The sequence below is a fragment of the Mesorhizobium bavaricum genome (assembly GCF_056781655.1).
Genome location: NZ_CM165566.1, coordinates 5,843,292 through 5,856,154, shown reverse-complemented (window position 1 = coordinate 5,856,154; position 12,863 = coordinate 5,843,292). Strand labels below are relative to the sequence as shown.

Sequence of the window (12,863 nt, the reverse complement as noted above, 5' to 3'; positions counted from 1 at the left end):
CTACCCCAGCCTCGCTCGTGCCTTCGCCGTCCAGGCGCTGAACAGCCGGTCTGCGACGATGCCGATGAAGGCGATGGCGAGGCCTGCGACGATGCCGCGGCCGGAATCGGCCTTGGACAGCGCAATGAACACCTCTTGGCCGAGATCGCGTGTGCCGACCATGGCGCAGATGATGATCATCGCCAGCGCCATCAGGATCGTCTGGTTGACGCCGAGCATGATTTCGGGAAGCGCCAACGGCAATTGCACGCGAAAGAAGGTCTGGCGCGGCGTGCAGCCCGAAACTTTCGCCGCCTCGATCAGCGCCGGCTGCACCTGCCGGATGCCGTGATTGGTGTAGCGGATGGCCGGCACCACGGCGAAGGCGACGGTTGCGATCATCGCGGTGACGTCGCCGACCCGGAACAGCATCACCACCGGGATGATGAAGCAGAAAGACGGCAGCACCTGCAGCGTGTCGATGACCGGCGCGACGATCTTTTCGAAGCGGTCGCTGCGCGAGGCCATCAGACCGATCGGGATGCCGATCAGGCACGCGATGAAGGCCGAGATGCCGCAGAGATAGACCGTCGCCATGGTCTTTTCCCACAGCCCGGTGACGGCGCAGAAGGCGGTCAGCGCGGCGACGAGAATTGCCAGCCGCAGGCCGGAGAGCTGATAGCCGGCAAGGCCGAGCAGGAACACCGCGCCCAGCCAGGGAAACCCCTCGCAGAAGGCGCGCACCGGGTTCAGCACGTTGAGGATCAACGCAACGCGAAACGCCTCGATCGTGTCGAAGAAGTTGATCGTCACCCAGTTCACCGCCGCCTTCCACAGCGGTGCGGTGGTGAAGGTGATCGCCTTCGGCACCGCCGCGAAGGCCGGCACGAACAGGCCAAGCAGCGTGGTGACGACAAGGATGGCGATGGCCAGCGTCAGATTGGGGTAGCGCCGCCAGAAGCTCGGGCTCACCTCCCGATGGACCTGGCCCTTTGCTTGTTTGTGCGCGATCGCCTGGCTCAGCCGGTCGAGTGCGATGGCCAGCGCGACGATGGCGAGACCGGCTTCCATCGCTTCACCGACCTTCAGCGCGCGCAGCGCCAAAAGCACGTCGTAGCCGAGGCCGCCGGCGCCGATCATCGAGGCGATGATCACCATGTTCAGCGCCAGCATGATCACCTGGTTGACGCCGACCATCAGCGTCGGCCGCGCCGAGGGCAAAAGCACCCGCCACAGTTTCTGCCGCGCCGTGCAGCCGGCCATTTCGCTGAAATCGTCGATCTCGGAGGGCACCCGCGACAGCCCCAGCATCGTCGCCCGCACCATCGGCGGCGTGGCGAAGATGGCGGTCGCGATCATCGCCGAGACCGGGCTGTTGCCGAACAGGAGCAGCATCGGAATGAGATAGGCGAAAGTCGGGATCGTCTGCATCAGGTCAAGGGCAGGGGAGACGATGAGCCTTTCCGCCCACGGCTTGCGCCAAGCCCAGATACCCGCGAACAGGCCGGTGACAATGCAGAACGGCACGGCGATGGAGATCAGCGCCAGCGTCAGCATGGCGCTGGTCCATTGGCCAAACAGCGCGATATAGAGGAAACAGCCGCCGACCAGCATGCCGAGCTTCCGGCCGCCGACGGCATGCCCGGCAAGGAAGGCGGCGGCGCAGACGCCGACCCAGGACAAGCGCGGCAACACATAGGCGTCGGCGCCATGGCCGATCTTGAAGTTCTTGGCCAGCAGATTGAGCGCAAAGTCGAGCGGCACGCCGAGCACCGCGGTGATCGAGCGCGTCAGCCACGACAGGTTCGACTTGATCCAGCGCATCAACGCGCTGACCCAATCGGCGACCGGCACGATCGCACTGGCCGGATAGTTGACGGCCCAGGGCAGGCTGTCCTGCAGCAGGAACACGACAAGCACGGCGGCAAGCGCCGAGGCCCAGACCAGCAGCCAGAGCTGGACCGGCCGCGCCCTTGCCTCGCTGGCACCAGTCGTCACCGTCATGCGCCGGCCCTCGAACGATCGATGCCGGCCAGCAGATCGATCACCGCTTGCGGCGTCACTTCGCCTATCGGCTTGCCGGAGCCGTTGACCACCGCGAACGGCTTGTTGGCGGAGACGATGCTGGCCGAAAAACTTGCGATCTTGGCCTCCGGCGAGACCGTGCCGCCATGCTCGGTGCCGTCGCAGGCGCGCATCAGGCTGCGCGCCGAAATCACCTTGGCGCGGTCGACGTCGCGGGTGAATTCGGCGACATAGTCGGTTGCCGGGTTGACCACCAGTTCCTCCGGCGTGCCGATCTGGATGACCTCGCCGTCCTTCATGATGGCGATGCGGTCGGCCAGCCGGATCGCTTCGTCGAAATCATGGGTGATGAAGACGATGGTCTTGTGCAGCATGGTCTGCAGCCGCATCAGCTCATCCTGCATCTCGCGGCGGATCAATGGATCAAGGGCCGAGAACGGTTCGTCGAGGAACCAGATTTCCGGTTTGGTCGCGAGGCTGCGGGCGATGCCGACACGCTGCTGCTGGCCGCCGGAAAGCTCGCGCGGATAGAAATGTTCGCGGCCGCGCAATCCGACCAGCTCGATGACCTCATGCGCCCGCGCTTCGCGTGTCGCCCGGTCCTGCCCCTGGATGCTGAGCGGAAACGCGATGTTTTCCAGTACGTTGAGATGCGGCAAGAGTGCAAAATTCTGGAAGACCATGCCCATCCGATGCCGCCGCAGCTCGATCAATGCAGCGTCGGAAATCTTGAGCAGATCCTTGCCTTCGAACTCGACCTTGCCGTGGGTCGGCTCGACCAGCCTGGACATGCAGCGCACCAGCGTCGACTTACCAGAACCCGACAGGCCCATGATGATGAAAATCTCGCCCTGGCGGATCTCGAGGTCGACGGCGCGCACGGCGCCGACCAGCCCGGCCGCGGCGACGTCGGCCATACTGGCCTTGCCGTCGCGTTCGCGGATGAAATTCGCCGCGTTCGATCCGAACAATTTCCAGACGTTGCGGCAGGCAAGCTTTATCGGACGGGCATCCTTGCCCGCCGGTGTCGGTACCTGTTCAGTCCTATCCGTCATCCAAACGTCCTTCTGGAACATCAACACTTGAGGCCCGGCTGATCAACAGCCGGGCCTCATTTTTCCAGTCGGAAACGATCACTGCGCCCAGGCTTTCCAGTCTGCCTCGTGCGCCGCGATCCAGGCGGCGGCGACATCTTCCGGCGTCTTGCCGCCGAGGTCGATCTCGCCGCTCATCTTGTTGAGCTCGTCAGTGTCGATCGTGTAGGCCTTCGCCACCTTGTAGGCGACCGGCCATTTGTCCTTCATGCCCGACCAGGAGTATTTCCAGATCTCGCCATGCGGCTTGCCGCAATCATATTTGGCGTCGGGGTTCACGCCCCATTTCGGGTCATTGTAGCATTCGGGCGTGTATTCGGGGAATTGCACCCACTCGCCCTTGTATTTGGCCGGCGCCCAGTGCGGCGAATAGATCCACAGCATGATCGGCGCCTTGCGCTGATAGGCCGATTCCAGCTCGGCGAACATCGCCGCGTCGGTGCCGGCATGGATGACGGTGAAGGGCAGTTTCAGCGCCTCGACACGCTCGTCGTCAAAGCCTTCCCACGTCACCGGGCCGCCGAGATAGCGCCCCTTCGGCGCGGTCTCCGCCGTTGAAAATGCTTCGGCGCATTTCGGGTCCTTCAGCGCTTCCCAATTGGGCAGGCCCGGGCATTTTTCCTTCATGTATTCGGGAAACCACCACTCTTCCTTGGCCTTGGGTCCGAGCTTGCCGAGCCGTTCGGTCTGGCCGGTCGCATCGGAGGCTTTCATGGCTTCTCCGGCGGTCGTGTCCCAGAACTCCAGGCCGACGTCGAGGTCGCCATTGGTGAGACCGGTGGTCAGGCTGGAGAGATAGTCGGCGGTCGGATATTCGACAGTATAGCCGAGCTTTTCCAGGATGCCGCCGAGGATCTTGGCGTTCAGATTGACGCTGGTCCAGTCGAACAGCGCGATCTTGATCGGGTCGTTGGATTCGGGTGCTGCGGCTTGGGCGGAAGGTGTCAGCAGGCTTAGGGTCGCGAGCGCGACGGCGCCCATCGACAATTTCGAGATCTGGCTGCGAAATGACATGCTTGTTCTCCTTCAAGCTGTGAAAATTATCGTTCGTTCCCTTCTTGCGGCTTTTCTTGATTGTGTTGGAAAGGCTGGTCGTTGCGCAAGGCCGTCGGCGCCGAATTGTCGCCCTGGCTTTGGCCAAGGCAGGCAAGATGGTGCTCAATTCTGCTGATGGTCGAATGGGACTGGGGGGTCAGCGTCATGGCTGCCGACGGATCGCTGCGGAAGCGATCACCTGCGGGTCAATTGCCAGTCTTGCGGCGCCCTGCAAGGTGCGAGCCATCAAGGTCCCATGATCTCGGCTGTCGGCCCGGCAAGCCCCATCTCGCCAGGACCGTTTCATAGGATGAAATTATATATACCAACGTTCATGTCGCGCAACGACTAACGCCCGTGGGTTGCAAAATTTCAGACCGCGGGCAAAGGCGGGCCGCCGAATGGCAGATCCTACCAGCAGACGTAGCCGCCATCGACAATCAGGTCGAGGCCGGTAACGAAGCTCGACGCGCGGCTGGCCAGGAACACCGTCGGTCCGACCATTTCCTCCGGCGCCGCCATGCGTCCCATCGGTGTGTCGCGCTTGAAGATCTTGATCTCTTCAGCCACCTCCGGCCGTTTGTTCATAGGCGTCAGCGTGTAGCCCGGGCTGACGACATTGACGCGCAGCCCGCGATCGGCCCACTCCATGGCGAGGCTCTTCGACATGTGGATAACGGCAGCTTTCGAGGAGTTGTAGTGCGCCTGCGTCAATCCCCGGTTGACGATGGTACCCGACATCGAGGCGATGTTGATGATCGAGCCCTTGCGCCGCGCCAGCATCTTGCGGGCTTCGGCCTGGCAGGACAGGAACACGCCGGCGACATTGACCTCGTGCACCTTCTGCCATGTCTCCAGCGACAGCGTCTCGGCCGGTTCCGAACCGGCAATGCCGGCATTGTTGACGGCGACGGTCAGCGCGCCGAGTTCGCTCTCGACGCGATCGATCGCCGCCGCGAGATCGCTTGGCGATGTCACCGTGCCGGTCAGCACCAGCGCCTTGCGGCCGAGTGCCGTGATCCGGTGAGCGGTCTCGTCCAGGCCACCCTTCGAGGCATGGCCGAAACAGGCGACATCGGCGCCCGCCTCGGCCAGTCCGATCGCGATTGCCTGGCCGATGCCGCTGCCAGCACCGGTGACCAGCGCGACATCGCCGTCAAGCTTGAAAAGATCCATCGATAGCCCTCCCTGTCTCGGGGAGGGTATGCGCTGAGCCGTGCTTCGATCAAGCGCCCTGCGCGCAAGGTGCGTTGTTGCTCAGAAGTAGCCGTCCGACGCGGCTGTCGCTTCCTTGGGGATTTCGACGCCGTCGACCAGGATCTTGTCGACCAGTTCGTGGTGGAAGCAGACCAGTCCCTTGATGCGTTCCGCCTCGTGCACCGGCTCGGGATAGTACCAGACCAGATTCTCGTGGCGCTTGGCCTTCGTCGTTACGTGATAGTAGCTGGAGATGCCCTTGTAGGGGCAGCGCGAGATGTAGCGGCTGGGCGCGAACATATCGAGCCGCGTATCGGCGATCGGCAGATAGTGGCGCACCGGATGACCGGTCTCGAACAGGAACACGCCACGGCGTGAATCGGCGACCTGTTCGCCGTCGAGAATGACCTGCACGCGCCGCGACGACGGCAGGCAGTCGACGCGGCGGAACGGATCGCGGGCGTGGACGAAGATTTCCTCGTCCTCCTCGAACCAGTGGCCCATCTTGCTCCAGTAAAACGACATATGGTCGGCGAGCGGCGGACAGCCTTTCACCGGATCGGCGTAGCGCCAGGCCGCGTCCTCGACCAGGGTCACGCCGGTGTTGAGCGAATAGTGGGTCGCGACGCCCTTGAACGGGCTCTCGGTGGTCGTCGTGCTCGGCAGAAGAAACTCCTCGCGCACGTCGCGCATCGGGAAATAGTAGACCGGCAGATGGTCGGACTCGTAGAGCACCAGCGCATTGACCGTGTCGGCGACCGTCATCGACCCAACCTGTACCCGCAGCCGCTTCTGCGTCGGCATGGTGAAGGCCACATAGCCCGGCTCGAACTCATATTGGGTGATGCTGTCGAGCAGCGGAAAATGCGGCCCGCGGCCGCGCAGATGGCGCTTGCGAATGGTACTCTCCCGGTTCTTTTCTTTTGTGATCGAGCGTTGGCGCACGATCAACTCAATGACACGCGATCGAGCAGCAGCCCGGCGGCGATCGGTGGCAAGCCGCTGACATTCTTGCGCACCGGCACCAGCAGATCGGGGAAATAGCTGAAAATGACCGGTGTCTCGTCGAGCAGCAGCTTCTGGATGTCGGAGGCGGCGCTGCGCTGCGCGCCGATGTCGAGCGCCTTCAGATAGCTGGTGACCATGCCGTCATAGGCCGGGTTCTTGAAATGCGCCGCGTTCCAAGGGCCGTCGCTGACCAGCGGGCTTTTGAGGAAGACGTTCGGCACGCTGCGATGCGCGTAGTCGGTGATGCCGAGTGGGCTGTCCAGCCAGTCCGACTGGCCGAACACCGCCTTGCCATAATATTTGTCCTGGTCCTCGATGTTGAGCGCGATACGGGCGCCGATTTCCTTGGCGAAGTTCTGGAACAGCTGCGCGTAGCCGGGGATGTCGGAATAGCGCAGCGTCGTCAGCGTGATGTCGAAACCGCTGGCCGCGCCGGCTGCTTCGAGCAACTGCTTCGCCTTGGCGATATCCTGGACGCGCTGCGGCACCGTCGTGTCGGTCGCGGGGAAGGCCGGCGCGAACGGGCTGTCATTGCCGGTCGCCGCCATGCCGCGGCACAGGCCATCGACCAGCTTGGAGCGATCGATGCACAAAGCGAGCGCCTGGCGTACGCGCTTGTCGGTGAACGGGCCGGTGTCGCAGCGCATGTGCAACTGGCGATGCGCGGTCGAGGCGACACGCAGCACGTTGATGTCGGGGCTGTTGAGCACGACCTGGCTGACGTCGAGCGGAACGGCGTCGAGAATGTCGACCTCGCCGGCCTGCAGCGCCAGGATGCGCGGCTGCACGTCGCCGTAGAACTTGAATTCGAGACGGTCGGGCAACGCCTTCTCGCCCCAATAGTCGGGGTTGCGGACAAAGGTCGCGCCGACCTTCGGCGTGTAGGTCTCCAGCCGGAACGGCCCGGTGCCCTCGAAGGTCTTTTCGTAGTCGCCCTTGTAGCTCGCCGGCAGGATGACGGCGTTGTAATTGTCGATCGACACCGAATAGGGAAAGCTGCCGTTCGGCGCATCGAGATGGAAGGCGACGGTGTGATCGTCGACCTTCCTTGTACCGCCCTTCGACAGCAGGCCCTTGAACACCGACAGCGCGTTCGAGGCGCCGCTGGGATCGGCCAGCCGGTCGAAGGTCGCGACGACGTCGTCGGCCTTGAAGTCCTCGCCATTGTGGAATTTCACGCCCTTGCGCAGCTTGAATGTCCAGACGCTGCCGTCCTCGTTCGGCGCCCAGCTTTCCGCCAGCACCGGCTTCAAGGTGAGATCCGGCTGGGTGATGCAGAGAAACTCGGCGGTCTGGAAAACCAGCTGGTAGCTGCCGCTGTCATAATAGGTGACGGGATCGATGGCGCCGCCCGGCGTGGCGACGCCGGCGCGCACCGTGCCGCCCGGCTTGCCCTCGGCGCGGGCCTGCTGCGTGCCGAGGCCGGCAGCAGCGACGAGGCTGCCCAGGAATGGCAGCGAGAGGCCAAGCACGCTGCCATGGCGCAGGAAATCGCGCCGGCCCATCCTGCCGGCCAGCAACTCGTCGACAGCGGAGTTTTCGATTGCTGTGAGATTTCCGCGAGCGGCGTCGATCATCCTGAAATGCTTTGGCATGGCTGCATTCCTCGCTTGTCTTGGGGTTTTGCCATCTAGTTCATTGTTGACTGCCGCCGGAAAGCGATATTTTTTGATAGGGGCCATCGAAATTTTCGATGCTTGGATGAAGCATGGACACTGAAAATCTGCGCAGTTTTCTCGAAGTTGCCACCCATGGCAGCTTCACCGTCGCGGCCAGCCGGCTGAACCTCGCCCAGTCTACCGTCAGTGCGCGCATTCGCGGGCTGGAGGAGCAGTTGGGGCGCCGGCTTTTCGTGCGCGACCGCGACGGCGTCACGCTGACGCCGGCCGGCCGGCAGTTCCTGCCGCACGCCTCGTCCATCACCCGCACCTGGGAGCAATCGCGGCAGGACATCGCCGTTCCCGATGGCTACGAGACCTTGCTGCGGTTGACCGCGCCCGCCTATCTGTGGGACCGCATCACCTCGCCATGGGTCGAGTGGATGCGTGCCAGGCGGCCGAACGTGGCGCTGCGGCTGGAGGGCAGTTTCCCGGATCTGGCCATCGACCAGCTGGCGGAAGGTCTGCTCGACATCTGCATCCTCTATCTGCCGCGGCCACATCCCGGCATCGTCTACGAAACGCTTGCCGTCGATCAGGTCGTGCTTGTCCAGCATGCGGCGCAGACGAAGCCGTGGACGGAGAACTACATTCTGATGGATTGGGGGCTGGAGTTCCGCATCGAGCACGACCGCGCCTTTGCCGGCATGGTCAAGCCGGCCATCTCAGCTGGACTGGTCTTCATCGGGCTGCAGCATGTGCTGTCGCAGCAAGCGGCAGCCTATCTGCCGCTCAGCGCCGTCAGCGGTCATATCGAGCGCGGCGAAATGCGGCGCATCGACAACGCGCCTGTGTTCCAGCGGCCAATCTATCTCGCCTATCCCTCGAATCCTGTCTCGTCGGATGTTCTGGATGTCGCGCTCACCGGGCTGCGCACGCTGGCAAGGGACTGGGCGGAAGGTCAGGGCTTTTCGGAAGGCGACCGTTCCCTGAGCATGTCCGGCCGGACGTGACGGGCGGGTCACGGAGCTTCTATGCCGGCTCGGTCATCGCCGCCTTTTGGAGCCGGGCAAGTTCGGGGTAGGGAATGTGGCAGCGGATCGAGTGGCCGGGCTGCGCTTCGCTCAGCGGCGGTTCCTGCTGCTCGCAGATCGGACCGATCTTGCGCGGGCAGCGTGTGTGGAACACGCAGCCCGACGGCGGGTTGGTGGCGCTGGGGATTTCGCCGTCGAGGCGAATGCGCGCCGTCTCGGTCTGGTCGAGCTTGGGCACCGCCGACAGCAGCGCTTCGGTATAGGGATGATGCGGGCCGGAAAAGACGTCTTCCGACGGTCCGAGTTCCATGATCCGGCCGAGATAGAGCACGGCGATCTTGTCCGAGAGGTAACGCACCACGGCAAGATCATGCGAGATGAAGATGTAGCTGACGTCTTCCTTCGACTGCAGGTCGGCGAGCAGGTTGAGAATGGCCGCCTGGACCGACACGTCGAGCGCCGAAGTCGGCTCGTCGCACACCACGATGCGCGGGTCGCCCGCGAAGGCGCGCGCGATCGCGACGCGCTGTTTCAGGCCGCCCGAAAGCTGGCGCGGCTTGACGGCGAGATGCCGGTCGGTGAGCCGCACGGAGCGGACGAGATCGTTGAGGCGAGCATCAAGTGCCTTGCCGCTCAAGCCTGCCAGCCGCTTCAGCGCGCGGCCGATCAGGTGCCGGATGGAATGCGAGCGGTTGAGCGCCGAGTCCGGATTCTGGAAGACGATCTGCATCGCCTTGATCTGGTCGTCACCGCGGTTTTCAAGCCGCGGCGCCAGCGCCTTGCCTTCGAGCTCGATGGTGCCGCCTGCATCGGGCGGCACCAGGCCGAGCAGCAGCCGGGCGAAGGTCGTCTTGCCACTGCCGGATTCGCCGACCAGTCCAAGCGTTTCGCCGGGGCGCAAATCGAGCGATACATCCTTCACCGCGCGCAGCGCATGGCCATGACTGGCATAGGTCTTGTTCAGCCCCGCGACCCGCAGCACCGGCACGGCTACCGCCTTTGGTGCAGGCGCCACATCGCTCGGCGTCGCGCGCGGCAGCGCCTGCGCCTTCTCGTGATAGAAGCAGCGCGACAGCCGGCCGCCCAAATCGTAAAGCGGCGGCAATTCGCTGCGGCAGCGGTCGTCGGCGAGCGCGCAGCGATCGGCGAAGGCGCATCCCTTGATGTCAGCGCCAATGCCGGGCAGGAATCCTGGAATGGTGTCGAGCCGACCCTGGTCCTTGCGCTGGCCGCCGCGCGGCAGGCAGCGCAGCAGCGCCACCGTATAAGGATGGCGGGGATCGTTGAACACGACCTCGGTCGGCCCTTCTTCGACCAGCATGCCGGCATAGAGCACGCCGACCCGGTCGCACATGTTGGAGACGACCGCGAGGTTGTGGCTGATGAACAGGATCGAGGCCGACAGTTCCTGCCTGAGCTGCGCGATCAGGTCGAGCACCTCGGCTTCCACCGTCGCATCGAGGCCGGTCGTCGGCTCGTCGAGGATCAGCATCGATGGATCGTTGGCCAGCGCCATGGCAATCGCCACGCGCTGCTGCATGCCGCCCGAAAGCTGGTGCGGGTAGCGTTGCATGACGCTGACCGGGTCGGAGATGCGCACCCGGTTCAGCATGGCGATGGCCTTGTCGGTGGCCGCCTGTCCCGTAAGGCCGCCAAGCTCGAAGATTTCGGTCAGCTGCCGGCCGACGCGGATCGACGGGTTCAGCGCCTTGCCCGGGTCCTGGTAGACCATCGAGACGCTTTCGGCCCGCGCCCGCCTGAGCGCTTCGGCGTCGAGCTTCATGACGTCCTGGCCGTCGAGCGAGATCGCGCCGCCGGTGATCGAGCCGTTTCTTGGCAGGTAGCGCACGACGGTGAGCGCCACGGTGGATTTGCCGCAGCCGGACTCGCCGACCAGCCCGTAAGCTTCGCCCTGGCCGATGTTGAGGCTGAGGTTGCGCAGCACCGCGCGATTGCGGCCGGCAACGCGGTAGGCTACCGACAAATCGTGCAGTTCGAGGGCGTTTTCTGCCTTGGCGGGCTTAGTCATTGAGCGCTCCGTGAACGCCGTCGGCCGCCAGATTGACGCCAATCACCAGCGAGGCGATGGCCAGCGCGTCGAACAGCACCGTCCACCAGAAGCCGCCGCCGATCATGCCGTAATTGTTGGAGATCGAGAGCCCCCAGTCGGGTGAGGGCGGTTGGATGCCGAAGCCCATGAAGGAGAGCGTGGCGACCGCGAAAATGGCATAACCGAGCCGCACGGTTGTCTCGACCAGGATCGGCGGGATGACGTTCGGCAGGATCTCGACGAACATCGTATGCAGCGCACTTTCATGCCTGAGCTGTGCTGCGGCGACATAATCGAGTTCGCGCTCGGCCAGCACAGCGGAGCGCACCGTGCGCGCGATGATCGGCGCAAAGCTGAGGCCGATGACGACGATGACCGTCGTCTTGGATGTGCCGAGCGCCACGATGGCCAACAGCGCGACGATGACCACCGGGATCGCCATGAAGGCTTCGAGGATGCGGCTGACGACATCGTCGACGAGGCCGCGAAAATAGCCGGTGACGAGGCCGAGCGCCGTGCCGGCCACGGTTGCCAGCAAGGTCGCCAGTGGGGCGACGGTCAGGATGTCGCGCGAGCCGACGATGACGCGCGAGAAGACGTCGCGGCCGATCTGGTCGGTGCCGAACCAGTGTTCGGCCGAAGGTGGTGCCAGGGCGTTGATGATGTCGTCGGCGAGCGGGTCATAGGGCGCGAAATGTTCGCCGAAAATCGCGCAGGCAACCCAGAACAGCACGATGGCGAAACCGGTCAGGAAGGTGCCGGAGCGCAGCAGCGACAACAGCACCTCCGCCAGCGGCCCGCGCCGGCGCGTGTCGTCGGGGGGCGGGGAGGTGGTTTGAACGGCGCTCATTGGTCTGACCCCAGCCGGATGCGCGGATTGAGCACGGAATAGAGGAAGTCGGCGACAAGTGTCGCCACCGCATAGACGATGCCGATGGTGAGAATCCCCGATTCCAGCATCGGGAAATCCTTGCCGCGCGCCGCGGTGAAGATCAGCGAGCCGATGCCCTGGTAGCGGAACAGCGTTTCGATGACGACGAGACCGCCGATGAGATAGCCGGTCTGCGTCGCGATGACGGTGATGGTCGGCAGCAGTGCGTTGCGCAACACATGCCGCCAGATCACCGTGCGCCATGGCAGGCCCTTCAGCACCGCTGTCCGCGTGTAGTCGGAATCGAGCGCCTCGATCATGCCGGAGCGCGCCATGCGGGCGATATAGCCGAACAGCACCAGGAACAGCGGCAGCGCAGGCAGGATCAGGTAGTAGAGCTGGGTGAAGAAGCCGGCATTGCGCGGCCATGCGGCTGAGATCGGCAGCCAGCGCAGCCAGACGCCGAAAACCAGGATCAGGATGATGCCGGTGACGAATTCCGGCAGCACCGTCACCGACAGGCCGCCAAGGCTGATGATGCGGTCGAGCGGCCGGTTGAGGTTGAGCGCGGCAACGACGCCGCCAAGGATGCCGATCGGCACCACCAGCACGAAGGCGACCGCCGCCAGCTTCATCGAATTGCCGAGCGCATCGATGACGAAGGGCGCGACCGGCGAGCGGAAGATGTAGGACGTGCCCATGTCGCCCTGGACGAAATTCGAGATCCAGCCCCAGTACTGTGCCAAGAGCGGTCGATCGACACCGAGTGTGTGATTGAGCGCGTCGACGGCACGCTGGTCGGCGAACGGGCCCAAAATGGCGCGTCCGACATTGCCGGGCAGCACCTGGCCGCCCAGGAACACCATGATGCTGAGCAGGAACAGCGTCACCAGCGACAACGAGACACGCCGGGCAAGGAAGGAGAGAATGGCTAAGACTCCTTGTGGAGCCAGCCCCCGTGAGGGAGCTGGC

10 protein-coding genes are annotated in these 12,863 nt (G+C 64.2%); 1 reads left to right on the top strand and 9 read right to left on the bottom strand.

Features of this window, described 5'->3' with window-relative positions:
* The 6 genes from AC1RZR_RS28690 to AC1RZR_RS28665 form a co-directional block, all read right to left on the bottom strand.
* Nucleotides 1-1,983: an ABC transporter permease gene (locus AC1RZR_RS28690; RefSeq protein WP_481826712.1), complete on the bottom strand. Its 1,983-nt coding sequence runs from the start codon at nucleotides 1,981-1,983 to the stop codon at nucleotides 1-3.
* A complete protein-coding gene (locus AC1RZR_RS28685) occupies nucleotides 1,980-3,059 on the bottom strand; it encodes a quaternary amine ABC transporter ATP-binding protein (RefSeq protein ID WP_477273818.1) in 1,080 nt (359 codons plus the stop codon). The genes AC1RZR_RS28690 and AC1RZR_RS28685 overlap by 4 nt, the downstream gene beginning before the upstream one ends.
* A gap of 78 nt (nucleotides 3,060-3,137) precedes the next feature.
* The gene (locus AC1RZR_RS28680) at nucleotides 3,138-4,112 is read right to left on the bottom strand and encodes an ABC transporter substrate-binding protein (protein ID WP_379105554.1); all 975 of its coding nucleotides are present in this window, start codon (nucleotides 4,110-4,112) and stop codon (nucleotides 3,138-3,140) included.
* Between the two features lie 432 nt (nucleotides 4,113-4,544).
* A complete protein-coding gene (locus AC1RZR_RS28675; protein WP_477273820.1) occupies nucleotides 4,545-5,309 on the bottom strand; it encodes an SDR family oxidoreductase in 765 nt (254 codons plus the stop codon).
* Between the two features lie 81 nt (nucleotides 5,310-5,390).
* Complete coding sequence (locus tag AC1RZR_RS28670; protein WP_481829135.1) at nucleotides 5,391-6,188, bottom strand: DUF427 domain-containing protein; 798 nt, start codon at nucleotides 6,186-6,188, stop codon at nucleotides 5,391-5,393.
* A gap of 89 nt (nucleotides 6,189-6,277) precedes the next feature.
* Nucleotides 6,278-7,933 (bottom strand): ABC transporter substrate-binding protein, encoded by a 1,656-nt coding sequence (locus AC1RZR_RS28665; protein WP_481826711.1) that lies wholly within the window; start codon nucleotides 7,931-7,933, stop codon nucleotides 6,278-6,280.
* A 113-nt stretch (nucleotides 7,934-8,046) separates the two neighbouring features.
* Between AC1RZR_RS28665 and AC1RZR_RS28660 the strand changes: the two genes are divergently transcribed.
* Nucleotides 8,047-8,949: a LysR family transcriptional regulator gene (locus AC1RZR_RS28660; RefSeq protein ID WP_481826710.1), complete on the top strand. Its 903-nt coding sequence runs from the start codon at nucleotides 8,047-8,049 to the stop codon at nucleotides 8,947-8,949.
* 19 nt (nucleotides 8,950-8,968) lie between these two features.
* On the opposite strand, the gene AC1RZR_RS28655 is transcribed toward AC1RZR_RS28660, so the two are convergent.
* The 3 genes from AC1RZR_RS28655 to AC1RZR_RS28645 are packed head-to-tail and all read right to left on the bottom strand — an operon-like array spanning nucleotide 8,969 to nucleotide 12,820.
* Entirely contained in the window at nucleotides 8,969-10,999 is a 2,031-nt protein-coding gene (locus AC1RZR_RS28655; RefSeq protein ID WP_481826709.1) for a dipeptide ABC transporter ATP-binding protein, read from the bottom strand.
* A complete protein-coding gene (locus AC1RZR_RS28650; protein WP_477273828.1) occupies nucleotides 10,992-11,870 on the bottom strand; it encodes an ABC transporter permease in 879 nt (292 codons plus the stop codon). Before AC1RZR_RS28650 ends, AC1RZR_RS28655 begins: the two co-directional genes overlap by 8 nt.
* Nucleotides 11,867-12,820 (bottom strand): ABC transporter permease, encoded by a 954-nt coding sequence (locus AC1RZR_RS28645; RefSeq protein WP_477274135.1) that lies wholly within the window; start codon nucleotides 12,818-12,820, stop codon nucleotides 11,867-11,869. The genes AC1RZR_RS28650 and AC1RZR_RS28645 overlap by 4 nt, the downstream gene beginning before the upstream one ends.
* Nucleotides 12,821-12,863 lie beyond the last annotated feature (43 nt).